The sequence below is a fragment of the Aureimonas sp. SK2 genome (genome assembly GCF_029813115.1).
GTDB lineage: Bacteria > Pseudomonadota > Alphaproteobacteria > Rhizobiales > Rhizobiaceae > Aureimonas.
The window spans coordinates 59,950-80,008 of the sequence record NZ_JAPZDS010000017.1; the positions used below are offsets into that span (position 1 = coordinate 59,950).

A 20,059-nucleotide genomic window follows, 5' to 3' on the forward strand; every position below is an offset into this window, starting at 1 on the left:
CGGCGTCGTGATCCACCGGGGATTTTGCGTGATGGGGCGTAACAGGAGCTTCGAAGAGAGCGAAGCACTCGACAGGGCGGTGGAGCGGTTCTGGTCCCATGGCTACGCCGCATCGTCCGTGCGCGACCTCGGAAGGGCCATGGGCATGAACCCGGCGAGTTTCTACAACGCCTTCGGCGACAAGCGGTCTCTCTTCAAGCGGTCGCTCCAGCACTACCTCGACGGGTCGAGCCGGAAGCGTGTCGCGCTGCTCGACGCGAGCCCCGCCCCCCGGGAGGCGATCGTCTCCTTCCTTGACGCCGTCGTCGAGGCTTCGGCGCGAAGCCGGGACGGCTGCCTCCTCGTGAACTCGGCGGCGGAGGTGGCGGCGCATGATCGCGAGCTGGGCGACGACGTCGCGGCCGGCCTGCGCGAGGTGGAGGAGGCTCTTCACAGGGCCGTCCTGCGTGGTCAGGCCGACGGCTCCATCTCGAACCGCCTGGATGCCGCGGCTTTCGCAAAGGCCATCCTCGGCACGATCGTCTCGATCCGCGTGATGGCGCGCACGGCCGCAGGCACTGCCTACCTCCGCGCGCTCGCGGACACACAGATCGCGATGCTGTCGCCGGTTTCGCCCGACGGGATCGGATCGAAGCATCCGACGGCCGGCGGCTGAGACGCAACGCACCGCCGCACCGCCACCCCCAATCCAAGGACAACGTCATGAACCACACGACCCCGCTTCCCGGCGACAGCGCCCCCGCCCTCAAGTTCCCCGTGCTCGGAGGGGAGGCGTTCGACCTCTCGGATGCCAAGCCCGAGAATTTCACCGCCATCTTCTTCTATCGCGGGGTTCACTGCCCGATCTGCAAGAGCCAGTTGGAAGAACTGTCCGGCAAGCTCGAGGCGTTCCATGCGCTGGGCGTCGAGGTCCGCGCGGTCTCGATGGACTCCCGTGAGCGCGCCGAGCGGCAGGCGACCGAGTGGAACGTCGGCGCGCTCCCGATCGGATACGGGCTGTCCGAGGAGAGCGCGCACGCCTGGGGCCTCTTCATCTCCGCCAAGGCGAAGGATCCCGAGCCCGATCGCTTCGCCGAGCCCGGTATCGCCGTCCTGTATCCCGACGGACGCATCTACGCGCTCCATCTACAGAACGTCCCCTTCGCGCGGCCGCGGCTGGACGATCTCGTCGGGGGCCTGAAGTTCATCATCGAGAACGACTATCCGGTCCGCGGCTCGGTGCCGACCGGGAACTGACGCCCGTCGACGCACCGCATCCCTGCCGCCCCCGGATCCCCGTTCAGAATACGGAAAACGTCCTTTGACCAAACGTCCGACCGTCCGCTTCTCGCCATCTCGCCGGCATGTCGTTCTCAGCCTCGCCGGACTCGTTCTGTCGGGGTGCGCATCCCTGCCGCGCCAGCAGGCCCGGGCCATTCCGGCCGCGGCTCCCCCGCCGCCGCCGCTAAGGCCCCTCATGTACGATGCCATGCCGGACGAGGCGTTCCCTGTTCCGGCGGTCGACGTCTCGAAGGTGGACCAGCGCTTCTGGAGAAGCGAAGTCGTGAACACGACGAACGAGCCCCCGGGGACGCTGGTGGTCGATACTGACGCGAAATATCTCTATTTCACGCAGGCCGATGGCTCCGCGGTGCGCTACGGGATCGGCGTCGGTCGCGAGGGCTTTTCCTGGTCAGGCCGTGCCAAGGTCCAGTACAAGCGCAAGTGGCCCCGCTGGACGTCGCCGGACGAGATGGTCGCCCGGCAGCCCGAACTCGAGCCGTACTCCATCGCCAACGGCGGAATGGATCCGGGCCTGACGAACCCCCTCAGCGCGCGTGCCCTCTACATCTTCCAGGACGGCCGCGACACGCTCTACCGCCTGCATGGGACGCATCAGGAATGGTCGATTGGCCGGGCGGTCTCGTCGGGATGCATCCGCCTCCTGAACCAGGACGTCGCCGACCTCTACGAGCGCGTCCCCGACGGGACGCCGATCGTGGTGCTGCCGTCCAGCGCTCCCGCGGCTGCCGCTTGACGGCGAGCCATCCGAGCGAAGCCCATCCGCGCGGTCGGGGCGCTCCGCCGCGTCTCCTGCTGCTGGGCGGCGGCCATGCGCATGTCGAGGTGATCAGGCGCCTCGGTCTCGCCCGTGCCGGAAACTGCGAGCCGCTGCTGGTCTCCCCATCGCGCCTCACGCCCTATTCCGGCATGCTGCCCGGCTTCGTTGCCGGGGACTACGGCTTCGACGACGTCCATGTCGATCTTTCGGCGCTCTGCGCGGCTTCGGACATTGCCTTTCGGCAGGGCGAGGCCGCGGGCATCGACGCCGAGCGACGGAGCGTCGCCCTCGCCGACGGCTCGGTTCTTTCCTATGACCTGCTCTCTCTCGACATCGGTTCGCGACCGTCGCATCCGAGCGGCGCCCAAGAGGGTATCGCAGTGAAGCCGATCGCCTCCTTCGCGGAGCGGCTTCCCGACATCGACCGACTGGTGCGAAGCGCCGAACATCCCGTCCGCCTTGCTGTCGTGGGTCAGGGAGTAGCGGGCGTGGAGATCGCGTTCGCGCTCCGCCGACGCTTTGCCCGCAGCCCGGACCGCCGGCCCGTCGAGATCCTGCTGGTCGGGCGTTCGGACGAACCCATGCCATCTCGCGGCGTTCTCGCACGTCGGTTGGTGGCGAGGGAGCTTCGCAAGGCGGACATCACCACGGTCGATGGCTTCGACGCGGTCGCGTTCTTCGACGGCGTTCTCGTGGCCTCCGACGGACGCCGCCTCGACGTCCGGGAGGTGGTCTGGACGACCTCGAGCGCGGCACCGCCCTGGCTTCGGTCCAGCGGTCTCGCTCTCGACGAACGCGGCTTCGTGCGCGTCGACCGTCACCTGCGTTCGGTTTCGCATCCCGCGGTGTTCGCCGCGGGCGACGTCGCATCCCTTTACGATCCACGCCCGAAGTCGGGCGTCTTCGCAGTTCGAGCCGGACCCGTCCTCCACCACAACCTTCGGCAGGCGCTGTCCGATGCGCCGCTGCGCGCCTTTCGGCCGCAGCGGCACTGGCTGGCGTTGATCTCGCTCGCGAACGGGAGCGCGATCGCCGACAAGTGGGGACTGGCGGCGAGTGGGCGCTGGGTCGCTCGCTGGAAGCGCTGGAGCGACACGAGTTTCGTCGAGCGCTACGCAATCCCGCCGCGCGCTCCATCACGAGGAGGCAACCGCCCATGAGACGAGCGAAGCATCTGACCCTTGCCGCCGCCCTGGCCCTCATGCTCCTACCGTCTGCGCTCCCGGCGGGACCCGCGCATGCGGTCGAGACGGCGTCGCCCGAATGGCAAGCGACGCTCGCCGCGGCGAGGAACCAGTCCGTCCAGTTCCATGCCTGGGGCGGGTCGCCCAACATCAACGACTTCATCGCCTGGGCCGGCGGCGTCGTCAGAGACCGCTTCGGCATCACGCTGAACCACGTGAAGCTCGAGGACACCGCGACCGCGGTCTCGGCGATCGTCGCCGAGAAGGCGGCCGGGCGCCTTCAGGGCGGATCGGTGGATCTCGTGTGGATCAACGGAGAGAACTTCGCGTCCCTCAAGGAGCAGGGGCTGCTGGCGGACGGCTTCGCGACGGAATTGCCGAACTGGCGCTACGTCGATACCATTAACCCTGGGATCACGACGGACTTCACGCTGCCGATCGAAGGGCAGGAGTCTCCCTGGGGCCGCGCGAAGCTCGTGTTCTTCTACGATTCCGCGCGCACCGCCGAGGCGGACCTGCCCCCCTCCACCGCGGACCTCATGACTTTTGCCAAGGCCCATTCCGGGCGCTTCTCCTATCCGGCGCCGCCCGACTTCGTCGGATCGTCCTTCCTGAAGCAGGTGCTTCTCGAACAGGTCGCCGACAGCAGCCTCCTCGAGCGCCCCGTGGACGAAGCGACGTTCGCCAGCGTGACGGCCCCCCTCTGGGCCTATCTCGACGCGCTAAAACCTCTCCTGTGGCGTGGGGGGCGCGACTTTCCGGCCAACTACCCGGCCATGAAACAGCTCCTCGCCGACGGTGAACTCGACATCATCTTCGCCTTCAATCCCGGGGAGGCCTCCGCGGGGATCGCGGCGGGCGAGTTGCCCGACACGGTGCGTTCCTTCACCTTCGCCGGCGGGACCCTCGGCAACACGCACTACGTGGCGATCCCCTTCAACTCGGGCTCACAGGCGGCCGCGAAGGTCGTCGCCGACTTCCTCCTTTCGCCGGAGGCGCAGCTCCGTAAGGAGGATCCGGCCCATTGGGGCGACCCGACCGTACTCGACATGGCCAAGCTGCCGCAGCCCGAGCGCGCCGCATTCGAGGGGCTCGACCTCGGTCCGGCCACGCTGCGGGCATCCGAGCTCGGCCCGGTCCTGTCCGAGCCTCATCCCAGTTGGATGACCCGCCTCGAAGCCGAGTGGATGAAGCGCTACGGCACGGGACGATGATGCGGGTGGCGAGGACGAGCGCAGGCCCGGGGATCGGGACGGCGGCCGGACGGGGGTCCGGTCCCGTCGCCATCGGCGTCGCGCTACTCCTCGCCGCACCCGTCGTGGCAGGGCTGCTCGGCGTTCTCCTGCCGGCCTTCGGCTTCCTTCCGGCGCTCGGTGGCTCGTCGGCGACCACGGCGCCCTTTCGCGCCCTGTTCGCCGAGCCGGGTCTTGCGGCGTCGGTGACCCTGTCCCTCGTGACCGGGCTGGCGACCACGCTCGTGTCGGTCGGGGCGACCGCTCTGTTCCTTGCGTCCTTCTTCGGCACGCGGACATTCGCCCTCGTCCGGCGCCTCCTGTCCCCGGCGCTTTCCGTGCCGCACGCGGCGGCCGCCTTCGGCCTCGCCTTCTTGATCGCGCCCTCGGGACTGTTCATGCGGGCCGTCGCCGGCCCGTTCGGCCTCGACCGCCCCCCGGACCTTCTCATCGTCGGCGATCCCTGGGGACTGGCGCTCATGTCGGGCCTAGTCGCCAAGGAACTGCCCTTCCTGCTCCTCGTCGCCATCGCCGCCCTGCCGCAGGTCGATCCCGAACGCCGGATGATGGTGGCCCGGTCCCTGGGGTACGGGCGCGTCGCCGGCTTCCTCACCTGCGTCTGGCCGGCCGTCTACCGTCAGATCCGACTGCCCGTCCTGGCGGTCGCGGCATACGGTTCCTCGGTCGTCGACGTCGCCTTGATCCTCGGCCCCTCCCTCCCGCCGACACTCGCCGTGCGTCTGGTCCGCTGGATGTCGGATCCCGACCTGTCCTTCCGTTTCCTCGCGTCCGCGGGTGCGATCCTGCAACTCGGCGTGACCCTCACCGTGGTGGTCGCCTGGCTCGCGGTCGAGCGGGCGGCCGGAACGGCGATGGCGATCATCGAAAACACTGGACGGCGCGGACAAGCGGGCGGGGCGGTTCGTTTCGCGGCCGCGGGCGTCGTCGGCCTTGCCCTGTCGACGGTCGGCGCCGGTCTCGTCGTTCTGGCGCTCTGGTCTGCTGCCGGGCTCTGGCAGTTCCCCGACCTTCTTCCCGCCGAGCTGTCGGGAACGACCTGGCTCCGGGCCTGGGCAAGCGCGTCGGGCCCGATGATCACCACTCTTGCCGTCGCCGCGACGTCGGCCCTGATCGCGCTCGTCCTCGTCGTCGCCCTTCTCGAGTCCCACCGCCGGAGCCAGCGCGGGGACAGCATCCGACTGCCCCGGGTGATGGCTGGGCTGATCTACCTGCCGCTCGTCGTGCCGCAGGTCGCGTTTCTGTTCGGCCTTCAGATCCTCGTCCTGTCGCTGGGGGCCGAGGCGTCCCTTTCGCTTCTCGTCGCGACGCATCTGGTCTTCGTCGTGCCCTATGTGACGCTCGCGCTGGCGGCGCCCTGGTATGCGCTCGATCCACGCTACGAACGGGTCGCGGCGGGTCTCGGGACGTCGCGCCTACGCTCGCTCCTGCGCGTCCGGCTGCCGATGCTGGCCGCGGCGCTGGCCACCGCCTTCGCCATCGGCTTCTCCGTCTCGGTCGGCCAGTACCTGCCTACCCTCCTCATCGGCGCCGGACGCTTCCCGACGATCACGACGGAAGCCGTGGCGCTCTCGTCGGGCGGCAACCCGCGCATCGTCGGCACGTATGCGTTGCTCCAGACGCTGCTGCCGATGATCGTGTTCATCCTCGCCGGCAGCGTCCCCATGCTCTTCGCCGCGAAACCGAGACGGGCGACGTGACGGTGACCGCGGGCGATGGGAACATCAAGCTTGAAGCGGTCCGCATCTCGCTGCGCGGGCGGCTTCTGCTGGACATCGATGCGGCGATCGAGGCTGGGAGCGTCCTGACCATTCGCGGCCCGTCCGGCTCCGGCAAGTCGAGCCTGTTCGCGCTTCTGGCAGGCTTCCTGGACCCGAGCTTCACGGCCTCCGGCAAGGCGATCCTCGGCGGCCGCGATATTCTCACGCTGGCGCCCGAAGCGCGCGGCGTCGGCTTGATGTTCCAGGACGCCCTTCTGTTTCCGCATATGAGCGTCGGCCGCAACCTCACCTTCGCGATCCCTGCCGTCAGGCCCGGGCGCGGCCTCCGTAAGGCGATGGCGGAGGACATGCTGGCGGGGCTTGGGCTCGCCGGAACCTTCGACCGCTCCCCCATGACCCTGTCCGGCGGCCAGGCGGCTCGCGTGTCGCTGGCGCGGACGCTCCTCAGTGAGCCGCGGCTGCTCCTCCTCGACGAACCCTTCTCGCGTCTCGATGCCGCCCTGCGACCGGAGATCCGCGCATTGGTGTTCCGCGAGGTCGCGACACGCCGCATTCCCGCGCTTCTCGTCACGCACGATGCCGATGACACTCCAACGGACGGGAAGGTCATCGAGATCGGCGGCTGAACGAATTGAAGAGTGTGCTCCGAGAGCTGCGTAGCCAATGGTCCCATGCGCTCGTTGGCAACCAGACTTGAACATTACAACTATATTTGCAATATCGCAGGAATGAACGACGACTCAGCCGTTGCAGCCTTGTCCGCCCTTGCTCACGCCGACCGTCTCTCGGCCTTCCGGATGCTCGTCCGTGCCGGCCCGAACGGCATGCCGTCCGGCGAGATCGCCGAGGCGTTGTCCATCGCGCCGACGCGGATGAGCTTCCACCTCGCGACACTGGAACGCGCCAAGCTCCTGCGCTCGTGGCGGGACGGGCGCCGCATCCTCTACGCCGCGAGCTACGACGACATGCGCCAGCTCCTCGCCTTCCTGACGGAGGACTGCTGTTCGGGGAACCCGGAGATCTGCGGGAATCTCGGCGCCGACCTTCTCGCCCCCTCCTGCCCGTCGGAGACATGCTCGTGACCGTCACGATCTACCACAACCCCGCCTGCGGCACGTCGCGCAACACGCTGGAGATGATCCGCCAGTCCGGCGAGGAGCCGGAGGTCGTCGAGTACCTGAAGGCTCCCCCGAGCCGCGAGCGGCTGGTCGAACTGATCCACGCCATGGGCATCCGCCCGCGCGACCTCCTGCGCGAGAAGGGCACGCCCTACGCCGAACTCGGCCTTGAGGACCAGACGCTGGCCGACGACGCACTCCTCGACGCCATGATGGCGCACCCGATCCTGATCAACCGCCCGATCGTCGTGACGGACAGGGGCGCCGCGCTCTGCCGCCCGTCGGAGAGGGTGCTGCCGCTTCTCGACAACCCCGTCGCCACCTTCACCAAGGAGGACGGGGAAACCGTTGGAGGCTATCGGGCATGATGCCGAGGCTTGACGCGACCGCCGTCGACGATCCGGCCGGTCTCGTCGGCCTCCTGTCTGCGGCGGGGCTGCCGACCGAGGACGTGGCGGAGCCCGGCCGGGTAATCCTGCGCTACGCCAACGAGGGCCGCGAGTTCGTCGGGATCGGAGGCTTCGAGCCCCTTGGGTCCGCCGTCCTCCTGCGATCCATAGCCGTCGTTCCCGACCACTGGGGGCACGGCATCGGCCGGTCCATCACCGCCGATCTGATGGGGCGGGCCCGGCAGCGGGGCGCGACTGACGCGTTCGCCTTCACGACCAGGGAACGCCCCTTCCTCGCGGCGCTCGGCTTCCAGCGCGTCGAACGGACGGAAGCGCCCGCCGCGGTGCTCGCGACCCGGCAGGCCATGGGCCTGTGTTCGGCCTCGGCCGTCCTGTGGCGGAAGGAAACCGGACGATGACGGACCCCGCCGCCCTCGACCTGTCCTCCGTCGACTTCGACCAGCTCCGCCCGATCGACGGGAGCGCGCTCGCCGGCCCCAGCGCACCGACGCACCCGCCGCGCATCCTCGTCCTCTACGGCTCGATCCGCGAGCGGTCCTATTCCCGCCTCCTGTCCGAGGAGGCCGGTCGCCTGCTTCGCTGGTTCGGCTGCGAGGTGCGCACCTTCGACCCTCGCGGCGTGCCGCTCCCCGACGGGGCGGAACCCGACCACCCGAAGGTCGCGGAACTGCGCGACCTCGCCGACTGGTCCGAGGGCATGGTGTGGGTCAGCCCGGAGCGCCACGGGGCCATGACCGGGATCATGAAGTCGCAGATCGACTGGATTCCCTTGACCCTCGGCGCCAAGCGTCCGACGCAGGGCAAGACGCTGGCCGTCATGGAGGTGTCGGGCGGCTCGCAGAGCTTCAACGCCGTAAACCAGATGCGCATCCTCGGCCGCTGGATGCGCATGGTGACGATCCCGAACCAGTCGTCGGTCCCAAAGGCGTTCCTCGAGTTCGACGAGGTGGGGCGCATGAAGCCGTCCGCTTATTTCAGCCGCGTCGTCGATGTCTGCGAGGAACTGGTGAAGTTCACCCACCTCGTGCGCGGTCGCTCGGACTACCTCACGGACCGCTACTCCGAGCGCGTCGAGAGCGCCGAGCAACTCTCGACGCGCGTGAACCAGCGCACCCTCTGATCCTCTTCCCCGGACCGTCCATGCTCGCGCTCGCGATCTTCGTCGCCACCCTCGTTCTCGTCATCTGGCAGCCCCGGGGCCTTGGCATCGGATGGTCGGCGCTCGCCGGCGCCGCGGTGGCGCTGGCGACCGGCGTCGTCGGCTGGAGCGACGTCGGGACGGTCTGGGAGATCGTGTGGGACGCGACCTTCACCTTCGTCGCGCTGATCGTCATCTCGCTCGTCCTCGACGAGGCCGGGTTCTTTGCCTGGGCTGCGCTCCACGTCGCCCGCTGGGGCGGCGGCAACGGGCGGCGGCTGTTCCCGCTCGTCGTGCTTCTGGGCGCGGCCATCGCCGCCATCTTCGCGAACGACGGGGCGGCGCTGCTCCTCACCCCGATCGTGCTCGCCATCCTCCTGCGCCTCGACTTCCCGCCGGCTGGGGCGCTCGCCTTCGTTGTCGCCTGTGGGTTCGTTGCCGACACGACCAGCCTGCCGCTCGTCGTGTCGAACCTCGTGAACATCGTCACCGCGAACTTCTTCGACGTGTCCTTCGGCCGCTACGCTGCGGTCATGGTGCCGGTGAACCTCGTCTCGCTGGCCGCCACCCTCCTCGTCCTGTGGGTGTACTTTCGAAACGACATTCCGGCGACCTACGATGTGCGTCAGCTTGAGGCCCCCGGGAGCGCGATCCGCGACCATGCGATCTTCCGTGCCGCCTTCCCACTCCTCGGACTTCTCCTCGTCGCTTACTTCGTGACGGAGCCGCTCGGCGTGCCGATCGCTTATCTGACCGGCGCCGCCGCCCTCGTCCTCATGGCGGTCGCGGGACGGTGGTTCTCCGCTGGAAACGGTGCGGTGGTCGACTTGCCGAAGGTCCTGCGCGGGGCGCCGTGGCAGATCGTCTTGTTCTCGATCGGCATGTATCTCGTCGTCTACGGCCTCGGGAACGCCGGGCTGACCGACATCGCTGCGGATGTCCTGCGCTGGCTTGGCGAGCAGGGCACGTTCATCGCCACCGTCGGCACGGGCTTCGTAGTGGCGGCCCTCGCCTCCGTCATGAACAACATGCCAGCCACGCTCGTCGGGGCGCTCGCCATCGACCGGGCGGATGTGGCGCCGCTCACCCGCAAGCTCATGGTCTATGCCAACGTAGTCGGAAACGACCTCGGCCCGAAGTTCACGCCGATCGGCTCGCTGGCGACGCTCCTGTGGCTCCACGTCCTTGCGGGCAAGGGGCAGCGGATCACCTGGGGCGCGTACATGCGGGTCGGCCTTGTTCTGACCCCGCCCGTGCTGCTGGCGACGCTCGTAGCTTTATGGGCTTGGCTCCCGGTTGTCAGATAATGTCCGCTTCAGCGTCCTTTTGATCCGGAAGCGGACTGACTGGTTTCCACCCCGCCCAGCTATCTGAACGGCCGCGTTGGCATCTCGCAAGCGGCCGTTCCACACCAATCTACCGTGATCTCGGATATCCTAGACCTCGGTGCCTTCAGCGAGCGTCAGTGCATCCTCGACATCAACGCCGAGGTAACGCACGGTGCTCTCGATCTTGGTATGCCCGAGCAGGATCTGGACGGCTCGGAGGTTGCCGGTCGCCTTGTAGATGATCGACGCCTTCGTCCGCCGGAGCGAATGCGTGCCGTAGTCCTCTTTCCGAAGGCCAATCGCTGTGACCCATTCGTCAACGAGGCGGGCATACTGCCGCGTACTGATGTGCATCGCATGATCGACGCGGCTCGGGAAGGCGTAGTCATCAACCGTGCCACCGCGGCGGTCCAGCCAAGCAAGGAGGCTCGCTCGCGCTGCCTCCATGAGTTCGAACTGCACCGGCTTCTTCGTCTTGCGCTGTACGACAATCGCTCGGGCACGGACGCGCCCGCCCGAAACCAAGTCGCCGATCTTGACCTTCACGACGTCGCAGCCTCTTAGCTTGCTGTCGATGGCCAGATCGAAGAGGGCTCGGTCGCGCAGACGGCCTTCATGGTCGAGCCAGAACCGAATGGCCCAAACCTGTGGCGGCTTCAGCGCCCGCTTGGCGCCCACGACGCGGCCGGTGTTCCATGCCTTGCGTGTGCTCGTCACCGGGTCGAAGTGTGAGTGTCCCATTGTCGTTCTCCCAAGGCCAGGATGGCCGAGGGCGAGAGTGCCGCCTAATGAACGCGGCCGGAGGAACGATCGGTGTCGGTGGGAGGGCGGGCCGAAAGCAGACGGGCAGCTCTCGGGATGAGCACACGGAAAGCTGCCTTTCAGCTATCGGCCCATAGCTGCCTTCTGCACAGGATTGGAGGCGTCTCAAAAGCTGCCGTTCAACATCTGGCAGTGGAAACCATACAAACCACTGGGGTTTCGCGTCACCACGCCAACCGTTGGCTCCTCTTGGAACAAGAAGTTGGGCTTCGTGGGCAACGATCGAAGCTTCCATCGGCTCGTCAGATGTCGGCGCGGACGCCATCGGCGTAGATATGCGCGTGCTGGGAGGGCATGACGACGCGCAGCGCATCGGCTGGGATCGCGTGCTCGCGCGGCAGTTTGGCCTTGAGTCGGGCGCCGTCAGCCAGTTCCAGTTCTACGACGCGCACATTGCCCTGATCCTGCACGCCAATCACTCGGGCGGGCAGGCCCCTATCCGTCGCGCTGAGCCGGATGTGCTCTGGGCGGATTCCGACCGTCAGGGTGCCGCCGACGCTTGTCGGCGCGTCGTTCCGGATGATCTCGCCGCCGATGCGGATCTCCCCGCCGGACTGCGTGGCGGGCACGAAGTTCATTCCGGGCGAGCCGATGAAGGTGCCGACATAGGCGTTGAGCGGGCGCTCGAAGAGGTCCTTCGGCGTACCGCGTTGGATCACCCGTCCGGCCTGCATCACGAGAATTTCGTCGGCGAAGGTCATAGCCTCGTTCTGGTCGTGGGTGACATAGATGACGGTGTGGCGGGTTCGCTCGTTGGCCTGCTTGATGCGGCGACGCAGATCGAACTTCATCTGCGGGTCGATGACGGTTAGCGGCTCGTCCATCAGGAGCGCGGCAACGTCGTCTCGCACGAGCCCGCGGCCGAGCGAGATGAGCTGCTTCTCGTCGGCCGTCAGCGACCGGGCGGAGCGCCCGAGGCGGGCGGTGAGGCCGAGGAGTTCGGCGACCTCCGACACGCGCCGCTCGATGCGCGCCTTGTCCCAATTCCGGCATTTCAGGGGGAAGGCGAGATTCCCGAACACGGTCTTGGACCGGTAGACGACGGGAAACTGGAAGACCTGCGCGATGTTGCGGTCGGCGATCGCGGCGCGCGTGACGTCCCGCTCGCCGAGCCGCACGCGCCCGTCCGAGGGAAACAGCAGCCCCGAGACGATGTTGAGCATCGTCGTCTTGCCGCAGCCCGAAGGCCCGAGGAGGGCATAGGTCTTTCCGTCCTCGAACAGGATGTCGGCGGGCTGGAGCGCATACGTTCGGCCGCCGTCGTAGGAATGGCCGACGCCGTCGAGATGGATCCGGGCCATCAGTACTCTCCCTGCGAAGCGGCGCGCGGTGCGGCGAGAAGCTGTCCGTCGCCGTGGCCGGCGAAGCAGAACAGGCGGTGGGGCGGGATGCGGAACGTCAGGCTCGAGCCGTTGTGTACGATGTGCACCCCTTCGCGCTGGATCGCGAGCGGTCCGAAGGGCGCGTCGAGATAGATGAAGCTCTCCGAGCCCGAGATCTCCGAATAGGTGACGAGGCCGGTGGCCTCCCCCTGGCCCGCCTCGATCTCGCCAGCGCGGATGCCGAACCGGTAGCGGCCGGGCGAAAGGCTTTCCAAATGGGCAGGCCGCGGCAGGCGCAGCGCGCCGAGGATCAGGGCTTCCGAGGCGAGCTCGCCTGCGATCACGTTCATCGGCGGGTCGTTGACGATCCCCGCGACGAGAGCCGAGGCCGGTCGGTCGAAGACGTCGGCCGGCGTTCCCGTCTGCAGCACGCGGCCCTCGTGCAGCACGACGACATGGTCGCCGAGCATCATGGCTTCGGCGGGCTCGGTAGTGTTGTAGACGGCGATCGTGTCGGTCTGGGCGCCGAGGATACGTCGGAACTCGTCGCGCAGCTGCTCGCGCAGCTTGTAGTCGAGATTCACCAGCGGCTCGTCGAGGAGGAGGATCGGCGCGCGCCGCACGAGGGCCCTGGCGAGCGCCACGCGCTGCTGCTGGCCGCCGGACAGGGCCGAGGGTCGCCGCTCGCCGAAGGTCCCGAGGCCCACCGTCTCCAACTGCCGTTCGACGCGCTGGCGCACTTCGGCATCGCCAAGGCCCCTGCGCCGAAGCGGAAAGGCGACGTTCTCGAACACGCTGAGATGAGGGTAGTTGATGAACTGCTGGTAGACCATCGCCACGTCGCGCTGCCAGGCAGGCACCGTCTCGAAGGCGCGCCCGTCGAGCCGGATGTGGCCGGAATCCACGCCCTGGAGCCCGGCGAGCGTCCGCATCAGCGTGGTCTTGCCGGCCGAGGTGCGGCCGATCACCGTGGTGAGGCGACCGCGCAAAAACTCGGCCGTGATGCCGTCCAGGAAGGGCACGCCGTCCTCCCGGAGGCGAAGGTCGTCGAGAACGAGACTCAATGTGGGAACCTCCTATCGGATCGCGCCGGCCAGCGTGCCGCGCGAGAGAAGCCGTTCGACGAAGAAGGCGATCAGGATGAGGGGGGCGACGGAGACGAGGGCCGAAGCCGACAGGCTCCACCAGGGCGTCACGGACGAGTTCAGTGCCACCACCGCGACGGGCAGGAGCTGCGTGTCGGTGAAGGTCAGGGTGAAGGCGAAGAAGAAGTCGTTCCAGCCGAAGATCAGGCAGAACATGCCGGCGACGAGGATGCCGGGCAGCGAGTTCGGCAGCACGACGCGCCGGAAGGCCTCGAAGGGCGAGCAGCCGTCGAGCATAGCCATCTCGTCGATGGCGCGCGGCACGCCGTCGAAGAAGTCGACCATGATCCAGACCGCGATGGGCAGGAGGAGCGCGATATAGACGAGGATCAGCCCGACCTTGGTGTCGAGGAGGTTCAGGAACTGCAGGAGCAGGAAGAACGGGATCGACAGGACGATCGGCGGCATGATCCGCTGCGAGATGAAGAAGAACACGAGGTCGGCGTTCTTCACGAAGCCGGCCTTGTAGGTGAAGCGCGACAAGCCGTAGGCGGCGAGCGTGCCGAGCACCAGCGAGATGGCGGTGGCGCTCAGCGTCACGACGAGGCTGTCGAGATAGGGCTTGGCGATGTCGATGCCGCCCGCCCCGCCGAACAGCGAGCGCCAGCCCGCGAGCGAGGGCTCGTACTGGAGGTAGGGGATGTAGGTCGGCCCGCCCGTGACGGCGTTGGCGGACTTGAACGAGGTCGTCAGCGCCCAGAGGAGCGGGGTGACGACGAAGGCGCCCCAGAGGACGACGAGGACATATTTGAGCGCCTTCATGCCGTCTTCCCTCCGACGAACACACGAACCAGAAGCTTGGCGACGATCGTGAGCAGCACGATCATGATGACGAGGTAGGTGATCGAGAGCGCCGCGGCGTAGCCGATCTGGAAGTCGCGAAGGCCCCGGATATAGATGTAGTAGCCGGTGGTCTCGGTCGCCGTGCCCGGCCCCCCGGAGGTCAGGACATAGACCGTCTCCATCAGCTTCGACGCCTCGATGAGACGGATGATGATCGCCCCGATCGAGACGGGGGCCAGCAGCGGGAAGGTGACGTTGAAGAAGGTGCGGACCGGCCCCGCCCCGTCGATGGCCGCCGCCAGGAACGGCTCGCGCGGCAGCGAGATCAGCCCGGCCAGAAGCAGGAGGAACATGAACGGCGTCCACTGCCAGATCTCGACCAGCATGACCGAGGCGACGACCCAGCCCGCCGAGGTGAGCCAGGGGTAGGGGCCGAGGCCGATGGCGCCGAGGAGGTCGTTGGCCGGTCCGAGCGACTCGTGGAAGATCGTGCGCCAGATCACCGACATGATGACCGGCGTCGTCATCATCGGAATCAGGAAGAGGACGCGCCAGAGCCTGCGGAAGCGGATGTCGCGCCACACGAGGAGCGCCAGCGCGAAGCCCAGCACGTACTGGATCAGCACCGTGCCGACGGCCATCAGGGACAGGCGGCCGAGCGACTGCCAGAACCGTACGTCGTTGAAGACGCCGACATAGTTGCGCACGCCCGCCCAGTCGAGCCCCGGCACGATCGCGTCCCATCCCGAAAGCGAGACGCGGATGGTGAAGAGAAGCGGGAACAGGATGATCGCGAGAAGGACCAGAAGGCCCGGCAGAAGGAAGGCGAGTTTGTAGGGGCGGAATTCACGCTGCTGCATGACGACAGGGCTCCGATGCGCGGCGAGGGAAGCCGGGACCGGTCGATGCCGGCCCCGGCGGGGCTCAGGGCGTCGGAGCCGTTAGCGGCCGCGATCCTCCAGGGCCACGACGTTGGCGTACGCCTCGCGCACGCGGTCCGGCCCGATCCGGTCGACGATCTCCTTCCATTGCGCCGCGACGCCATCGAGCGCCTCCTGGGGGCTGCGCTGGCCGGCCATGGCTTCCGCCACGCCGTTGGCGAGCGTCGACATGAACTGGTTCACGCCGGGCACGCGCAGGTCGAAGACGCGGTTGTTGGACTGATCCATGCCCGACAGGGTGTCGACATAGGTCTTGGCCGTGTTCGCCTCCCAGCCGAGCTTCTCCTGCCAGAAGGTCGGGTCGAAATGGGTGGTACGATACGGATTGACGCCGAAGCGGCCGATCTGGAGATCGAGCTGCGTGTTGGCTTCGTTGGAGAAGAAGCATAGGAAGTCGAAGGCCATGTCCTGGTTCTGCGAAGCCTTTGAGACGGCCGAGGTCCATCCCCAGGTGATGTAAGGCGGCGCGTTCGGGGTCTCGAACGTGTCCCAGGCGTTCGTGTCGCGGTTCCAGACCTGCGTGGAGCCCGGCAGGGGCGCGGCCGCCACCTTGTTGCGGATCGGGCTCGATGCCTCCTGCGCCTGGATGAAGGCGTCGTCCCAGGAATAGCTCATCAGCGACTGGCCGCCGCCGAACGAGAAGATCTCGTCGCCGAGGCCGAAATTGGTGCCGCCCGGCGGGAAGGCCTTCTGCGCGTCGATGAACATCTCCAGCGCCTTGACGAAGCCCGGATTGTTGATCTGCGGCTCCATCGTGTCGAGCTTGAAGAAATAGCCGCCCTTCACGTTGGGATTCTTGGTGTAGGCGGCGGCGCGGCTGATGAAGGCCGAGAACATCAGGTCGTCGCGCTTGGTCACTTCGGCCGAGCCGAACTGCCCACGCCCGTCCTTGCCCCAGTCCCAGCCGGTGAAGAACTTGGCGACCGCGTTGTACTCCTCCCAGGTGCGCGGCACGCGCAGGTCCTGGCCCGTTTCGGCCTTGAATCGCTGCTGGTATTCCGGGTTGTCGAAGATGTCGGAGCGGTACTTCAGATAGTGCCGGTCGCCGTCCACCGGATATTGGATCATCTGGTCGCCCCAGGTGGCGACGTCGCGGTAGTTCTGCGTGACCTCCTTCATGCCCGGCACCTCCTGATAGGCGGCCGGCACGGGTTGGAGGTAGTTCTGGACGTCGCCGATCCACAGCGAGGGGTAGAACATCACGTCGTAGGCGGCCTGGCGCGTCTGGAACGGGATCATCAGGCGCTGGTAGAGGTCGCCGAACGGGATGTGGACGACTTCGACCTGCGCGCCGGTGAGCGCCTGGAACTGCTTGGCGTGAAGGTCGGTCGGCTCGCCGATCACCGGCACCGCATGGGTGATGACGCGCAGCGTCTTGCCCGAATAGTCCTTGGCGTCGATCGCCTCGTAGGAGCAGGCGCCCGGAACATCGGGCGCCGAGCCGTACTGCGCGTAGTCGCCATAGGCCTTGTAGTCGATGTCGGCGGCAAAGGCCGGTAGCGCGGTCGCCAGCGCGCAGGCCGACGTCATCCAAAATGCATGCCGTTTCATGTGGGTCTCCTCCCGAAGATCGTCGCGCCACTCCGGCGCAGGGTGGTCAGGCGAAAAGGCGCGGGGGACTCCCGTCCCGCGCCTTTCGGGCATCAGGGAATCAGGACAGCACGGCCGTGGATCTTGCCGGCGTTGAGGTCCTGCAGCGCCTGGTTGGCGTCGGCGAGGCGGTATTCCACGGTCGCGAGGTTCACGAGGCCCCGGTCGGCGAGCGCCATCAGCTCGACGAGCTCGGCCCAGGTGCCCACGAGATTGCCGACGATGCTCTTCTCGGCGATCACGAGATCGACGGTGGGCACGACGATGTCCTCGCCATAGCCGACGACGTAGTAGGAGCCGGCGCCGCGGGTCATCGCGAGGCCCTTCTTGGTCGTGCCCTTCTCGCCGACGAAGTCGATCACGGCCTCCGCGCCGTTGCCGCCCGTCAGCTGCAGCACGGCCTCGACCTCGTTGCCGTCGGCCTTCACGAGATGGTCCGCACCCATTTTGCGGGCGAGCTCCAGCGAGGCGTCGGACTTGTCGACAACGACGACGTCGGCCGCGCACATGGCCTTGAGGCACTGGATGCCGATATGGCCGAGGCCGCCCGCGCCGATCACGACGCAGGTCTCGCCCGGCAGAAGGTGGCGCGTCGCCTTCTTCACCGCGCGGTAGGCTGTGAGCCCCGCGTCGGAATAGGGCGCGACGTCCTTCGGGGCCAGCGTCTTGGGCAGCGGCACGATGTTGCGGTCGGACGTGCAGAGGAACTCGGCATAGCCGCCGTTGCAGTCGAGGCCGGGGAACTTGCCGGGCGCGTGCATGTCCATGCCGCGGCGGCAGGCCAGACACGTGCCGCCGGAGATCTTCGGGTGGACGATCACGGGATCGCCGACCTTCACGTTCTCGACCTCCTTGCCCACGGCCTCGACCCAGCCGGCGTTCTCGTGGCCCATGATGAAGGGCAACAGCTGGTCGGCGTTCGGGTCCATGTGCGGACGCCAGACACCCTCGATGATGTGGAGGTCGGTGCGGCAGACGCCCGCGCCGCCGATGCGCACGATGACGTCGTTGGCCTTGGTGATGGTGGGGTCGGGAACGTCCTCGTAGCTCAGCCAGTTCGACGCCGTCAGATGATCGTCGTATGTCTTCAGGACCTGCGCTTTCATGCCTTCTCCTCCCGTCGCGGACACCCGCTGGACCGGTGCCTGCCGACCCTCCTGCAACCGCCGTGCCAGTTCGTTAATCTCCTGTGAAAGCAGGGCTCTGCGGCGTTTTCCCTCTGGCGGCGCAACGTCCAATCGCTGGACGGCTCCCGCTTCGATGTGTCCAGATTCTGGTCATTGCAGCCTGTCGCGCGCGATGTAGTCTGGTCATGGCCAATGTTGCGGGAGGGAGGAGCCGTGCAGCATCTGTTGTCGGGAATGGACCGTGCGCGGCTCGCCCTCGAGGCAGGGCAGCGCGTTCCGTCGGGAGCCCTGTCGCCAAGCGTATCCTCGAGCTGGCACCGCTGCCGCGAGACGGGGCTTGATCCGCGCGCTCGTCCGCGCGGCGAGATCATTCCCTTCGTCGAGGTCGGGCATCGGCGCGAGGCGCTGGCGACGCTCCGGCAGCTGGCGCTTGCCGAGATGCAGCTTCTCCATTCGCAGATCGCCGGCTCGAACTTCGTGATCGCGCTGGGCGACGGCGAGGGCGTGGTGCTCGATACGATCAGCGACCACCAGTTTGCGGACAGCGAGGCCGGGCGCTCGATCGTGCCCGGCAGCGTCTGGCGCGAGCGCGAGCGCGGCACAAACGCGCTGGGCCTCGCCGTCATGGAGCGCCAGCCGGTCGCGGTCTACGGGCGCGAACACTACTTCGCCTGCCACGGACACCTCTCCTGCATGGCGGCGCCCATCCTCGATGCGGAAGGCAACGTGCTCGGCCTCCTCGACGCCTCCTGCACCAACGAGGCGCGCCAGCAGCACACGCATGCCCTGGTGCGCATGGCCGCCTCGCAGATCGAGAACGGGCTGATCTACCAGCAGCGCTCGGAAAGCTTCATCTTCGCCTTCCATCCGCGCGTCGAATATCTCGACACGCTCTCGGCCGGTCTCATCGCGGTGTCGCGCGAGGGCGCCGTCCATTCGCTGAACCGCCCCGGCACGGCCCTCCTCGCCGGGCTGCCGGTCGATCGGGGCACCCATTTCGACGACCTCTTCGAGGCCGGCTTCGGCAGCGCGATGGACGGCCTGCTCAACGGCGGCGTCGTCCGGATCCGGGACCGGGCGGGCAGCGGCGTGTTCATGGTCTGCCGTCAGATCGGGCGCGCAGGGCTCGGCCGGATCGAGACGATGCAGAAGACCGCTGCCAAGATCACCGTCGTGGAGCGCACGAGCCGTCCGGACTTCGTGTGCGACGATCCCGTGCTTCGCGGCGCGTTGGAGGAGGTCGCCGACGCCACCTCGCTTCGGCTTCCCGTTCTCGTCACCGGCGAAACGGGAACGGGCAAGGACCGCATGGCCCGGCATGTGCACGCCGCCTCCGGACGCTCGGGCGAGTTCGTAGCGGTCAACTGCGGCGCTCTACCGGAAAGCCTCTTCATCGCCGAACTCTTCGGCCACGAGCGCGGCGCCTTCACCGGCGCACGCGGCGAAGGCGCGCCGGGACTCGCCCGGCAGGCGCACAAGGGGACGCTCTTCCTCGACGAGGTGGCCGATATCCCACTGGCCGCCCAGACCGCGCTCCTGCGCTTTCTCGACACGCAGGAGGTGCGGGCGGTCGGCGGGCAGAAGAGCACCAAGCTCGATATCCAGATCGTCTCCGCGACGAACCGGGATCTCGAGGAGATGGTCGCGCAACGCCTGTTCCGAAGCGATCTTCTCTACCGCCTGAACACGTTCACCATCCGTCTTCCCTCGCTCAGCGCCCGCACCGACTTCCCCCAAATCGTGCGGCATGTGGTGGAGCGGCTGGCGCCCGGCACGGCCGTCACCGACGAGGCCGTTCGTCGGCTAGGCGCGCGTAGTTGGCCCGGCAACATGCGCGAGTTGGAAGCCGTGCTTCAGCGGGCGCTCCTGCGCCGCAAGATGCCGTTCCTCGACGAGACGGCCTTCGAACTCATCCGCGCTCCCGCCGCCGCCGACACCTGCGAAGCCTGCCGCGGGCATGCCGTGAACGAGCCCCGCTGTTCCAGCATCCGGCTCGCCTACCGCGCGGCCGATCAAAACATCGCCCTGACCGCACGGCGCCTCGGCCTGTCAAGGACGACGGTCTACAAGCACGTCCAGTAAGTCCGAGAGTTGAGCCCAAGCCATGGCCGGAAAGGCATTCAGATGAAGGGCAGATGC

Annotated in this window: 20 protein-coding genes; 13 read left to right on the forward strand and 7 right to left on the reverse strand. The window is 67.6% G+C overall.

Annotation, left to right across the window (positions count from 1 at the left end):
• Positions 1-31: 31 nt before the first annotated feature.
• The 12 genes from O5O54_RS18675 (at position 32) to O5O54_RS18730 (ending at position 10,169) form a co-directional block, all read left to right on the forward strand.
• Entirely contained in the window at positions 32-655 is a 624-nt protein-coding gene (locus tag O5O54_RS18675; RefSeq protein WP_279483357.1) for a TetR/AcrR family transcriptional regulator, read from the forward strand.
• A 47-nt stretch (positions 656-702) separates the two neighbouring features.
• Positions 703-1,236 (forward strand): redoxin domain-containing protein, encoded by a 534-nt coding sequence (locus O5O54_RS18680; RefSeq protein ID WP_279483358.1) that lies wholly within the window; start codon positions 703-705, stop codon positions 1,234-1,236.
• Positions 1,237-1,456: 220 nt separating this feature from the next.
• Positions 1,457-2,017 (forward strand): L,D-transpeptidase, encoded by a 561-nt coding sequence (locus tag O5O54_RS18685; RefSeq protein WP_407061731.1) that lies wholly within the window; start codon positions 1,457-1,459, stop codon positions 2,015-2,017.
• Positions 2,014-3,201 carry an FAD-dependent oxidoreductase gene (locus tag O5O54_RS18690; protein ID WP_279483359.1) on the forward strand — a complete coding sequence of 396 codons (1,188 nt, stop codon included), beginning with the start codon at positions 2,014-2,016 and terminating at the stop codon, positions 3,199-3,201. Before O5O54_RS18685 ends, O5O54_RS18690 begins: the two co-directional genes overlap by 4 nt.
• Positions 3,198-4,439, forward strand: coding sequence for an ABC transporter substrate-binding protein (locus O5O54_RS18695; RefSeq protein ID WP_279483360.1), 1,242 nt, complete (start codon positions 3,198-3,200; stop codon positions 4,437-4,439). Before O5O54_RS18690 ends, O5O54_RS18695 begins: the two co-directional genes overlap by 4 nt.
• A 5-nt stretch (positions 4,440-4,444) precedes the next feature.
• Positions 4,445-6,175 carry an ABC transporter permease gene (locus tag O5O54_RS18700; protein ID WP_279483361.1) on the forward strand — a complete coding sequence of 577 codons (1,731 nt, stop codon included), beginning with the start codon at positions 4,445-4,447 and terminating at the stop codon, positions 6,173-6,175.
• On the forward strand, positions 6,172-6,822 hold the full coding sequence (locus tag O5O54_RS18705; protein ID WP_279483362.1) for an ATP-binding cassette domain-containing protein: 651 nt from the start codon (positions 6,172-6,174) through the stop codon (positions 6,820-6,822). The genes O5O54_RS18700 and O5O54_RS18705 overlap by 4 nt, the downstream gene beginning before the upstream one ends.
• Before the next feature lie 102 nt (positions 6,823-6,924).
• Positions 6,925-7,278, forward strand: coding sequence for a metalloregulator ArsR/SmtB family transcription factor (locus O5O54_RS18710; RefSeq protein ID WP_279483363.1), 354 nt, complete (start codon positions 6,925-6,927; stop codon positions 7,276-7,278).
• Complete coding sequence (gene arsC / locus O5O54_RS18715; RefSeq protein WP_279483376.1) at positions 7,275-7,682, forward strand: arsenate reductase (glutaredoxin); 408 nt, start codon at positions 7,275-7,277, stop codon at positions 7,680-7,682. The genes O5O54_RS18710 and arsC overlap by 4 nt, the downstream gene beginning before the upstream one ends.
• Positions 7,679-8,122, forward strand: coding sequence for a GNAT family N-acetyltransferase (locus O5O54_RS18720; protein ID WP_279483364.1), 444 nt, complete (start codon positions 7,679-7,681; stop codon positions 8,120-8,122). The genes arsC and O5O54_RS18720 overlap by 4 nt, the downstream gene beginning before the upstream one ends.
• Entirely contained in the window at positions 8,119-8,844 is a 726-nt protein-coding gene (gene arsH / locus O5O54_RS18725; RefSeq protein WP_279483365.1) for an arsenical resistance protein ArsH, read from the forward strand. The genes O5O54_RS18720 and arsH overlap by 4 nt, the downstream gene beginning before the upstream one ends.
• A gap of 20 nt (positions 8,845-8,864) precedes the next feature.
• The gene (locus tag O5O54_RS18730) at positions 8,865-10,169 is read left to right on the forward strand and encodes an arsenic transporter (RefSeq protein WP_279483366.1); all 1,305 of its coding nucleotides are present in this window, start codon (positions 8,865-8,867) and stop codon (positions 10,167-10,169) included.
• A 129-nt stretch (positions 10,170-10,298) separates the two neighbouring features.
• On the opposite strand, the gene O5O54_RS18735 is transcribed toward O5O54_RS18730, so the two are convergent.
• The 7 genes from O5O54_RS18735 to O5O54_RS18765 form a co-directional block, all read right to left on the reverse strand.
• Positions 10,299-10,931 carry a tyrosine-type recombinase/integrase gene (locus tag O5O54_RS18735; RefSeq protein WP_279483367.1) on the reverse strand — a complete coding sequence of 211 codons (633 nt, stop codon included), beginning with the start codon at positions 10,929-10,931 and terminating at the stop codon, positions 10,299-10,301.
• 323 nt (positions 10,932-11,254) lie between these two features.
• Positions 11,255-12,313: an ABC transporter ATP-binding protein gene (locus O5O54_RS18740; RefSeq protein WP_279483368.1), complete on the reverse strand. Its 1,059-nt coding sequence runs from the start codon at positions 12,311-12,313 to the stop codon at positions 11,255-11,257.
• Positions 12,313-13,398 carry an ABC transporter ATP-binding protein gene (locus O5O54_RS18745; RefSeq protein WP_279483369.1) on the reverse strand — a complete coding sequence of 362 codons (1,086 nt, stop codon included), beginning with the start codon at positions 13,396-13,398 and terminating at the stop codon, positions 12,313-12,315. The genes O5O54_RS18740 and O5O54_RS18745 overlap by 1 nt, the downstream gene beginning before the upstream one ends.
• A 12-nt stretch (positions 13,399-13,410) precedes the next feature.
• Positions 13,411-14,241 carry a carbohydrate ABC transporter permease gene (locus tag O5O54_RS18750; RefSeq protein ID WP_090966765.1) on the reverse strand — a complete coding sequence of 277 codons (831 nt, stop codon included), beginning with the start codon at positions 14,239-14,241 and terminating at the stop codon, positions 13,411-13,413.
• Positions 14,238-15,122 carry a sugar ABC transporter permease gene (locus O5O54_RS18755; RefSeq protein ID WP_279483370.1) on the reverse strand — a complete coding sequence of 295 codons (885 nt, stop codon included), beginning with the start codon at positions 15,120-15,122 and terminating at the stop codon, positions 14,238-14,240. Before O5O54_RS18755 ends, O5O54_RS18750 begins: the two co-directional genes overlap by 4 nt.
• 81 nt (positions 15,123-15,203) lie before the next feature.
• The gene (locus tag O5O54_RS18760; protein ID WP_279483371.1) at positions 15,204-16,754 is read right to left on the reverse strand and encodes an extracellular solute-binding protein; all 1,551 of its coding nucleotides are present in this window, start codon (positions 16,752-16,754) and stop codon (positions 15,204-15,206) included.
• Positions 16,755-16,846: 92 nt separating this feature from the next.
• Positions 16,847-17,899 (reverse strand): NAD(P)-dependent alcohol dehydrogenase, encoded by a 1,053-nt coding sequence (locus tag O5O54_RS18765; RefSeq protein WP_279483372.1) that lies wholly within the window; start codon positions 17,897-17,899, stop codon positions 16,847-16,849.
• A 234-nt stretch (positions 17,900-18,133) separates the two neighbouring features.
• Between O5O54_RS18765 and O5O54_RS18770 the strand changes: the two genes are divergently transcribed.
• Complete coding sequence (locus tag O5O54_RS18770) at positions 18,134-20,002, forward strand: sigma-54-dependent Fis family transcriptional regulator (protein WP_279483373.1); 1,869 nt, start codon at positions 18,134-18,136, stop codon at positions 20,000-20,002.
• Positions 20,003-20,059 lie beyond the last annotated feature (57 nt).

What these genes read in the sequence shown, in the direction of transcription:
- O5O54_RS18675 (WP_279483357.1), top strand. Translation starts at nt 32, where the DNA reads ATGGGGCGTAACAGGAGCTTCGAAGAGAGCGAAGCACTCGACAGGGCG.
- O5O54_RS18680 (WP_279483358.1), top strand. Translation starts at nt 703, where the DNA reads ATGAACCACACGACCCCGCTTCCCGGCGACAGCGCCCCCGCCCTCAAG.
- O5O54_RS18685 (WP_407061731.1), top strand. Translation starts at nt 1,457, where the DNA reads ATGTACGATGCCATGCCGGACGAGGCGTTCCCTGTTCCGGCGGTCGAC.
- O5O54_RS18695 (WP_279483360.1), top strand. Translation starts at nt 3,198, where the DNA reads ATGAGACGAGCGAAGCATCTGACCCTTGCCGCCGCCCTGGCCCTCATG.
- O5O54_RS18710 (WP_279483363.1), top strand. Translation starts at nt 6,925, where the DNA reads ATGAACGACGACTCAGCCGTTGCAGCCTTGTCCGCCCTTGCTCACGCC.
- O5O54_RS18720 (WP_279483364.1), top strand. Translation starts at nt 7,679, where the DNA reads ATGATGCCGAGGCTTGACGCGACCGCCGTCGACGATCCGGCCGGTCTC.
- arsH (WP_279483365.1), top strand. Translation starts at nt 8,119, where the DNA reads ATGACGGACCCCGCCGCCCTCGACCTGTCCTCCGTCGACTTCGACCAG.
- O5O54_RS18730 (WP_279483366.1), top strand. Translation starts at nt 8,865, where the DNA reads ATGCTCGCGCTCGCGATCTTCGTCGCCACCCTCGTTCTCGTCATCTGG.
- O5O54_RS18735 (WP_279483367.1), bottom strand. Translation starts at nt 10,931, where the DNA reads ATGGGACACTCACACTTCGACCCGGTGACGAGCACACGCAAGGCATGG.
- O5O54_RS18740 (WP_279483368.1), bottom strand. Translation starts at nt 12,313, where the DNA reads ATGGCCCGGATCCATCTCGACGGCGTCGGCCATTCCTACGACGGCGGC.
- O5O54_RS18750 (WP_090966765.1), bottom strand. Translation starts at nt 14,241, where the DNA reads ATGAAGGCGCTCAAATATGTCCTCGTCGTCCTCTGGGGCGCCTTCGTC.
- O5O54_RS18755 (WP_279483370.1), bottom strand. Translation starts at nt 15,122, where the DNA reads ATGCAGCAGCGTGAATTCCGCCCCTACAAACTCGCCTTCCTTCTGCCG.
- O5O54_RS18760 (WP_279483371.1), bottom strand. Translation starts at nt 16,754, where the DNA reads ATGAAACGGCATGCATTTTGGATGACGTCGGCCTGCGCGCTGGCGACC.
- O5O54_RS18765 (WP_279483372.1), bottom strand. Translation starts at nt 17,899, where the DNA reads ATGAAAGCGCAGGTCCTGAAGACATACGACGATCATCTGACGGCGTCG.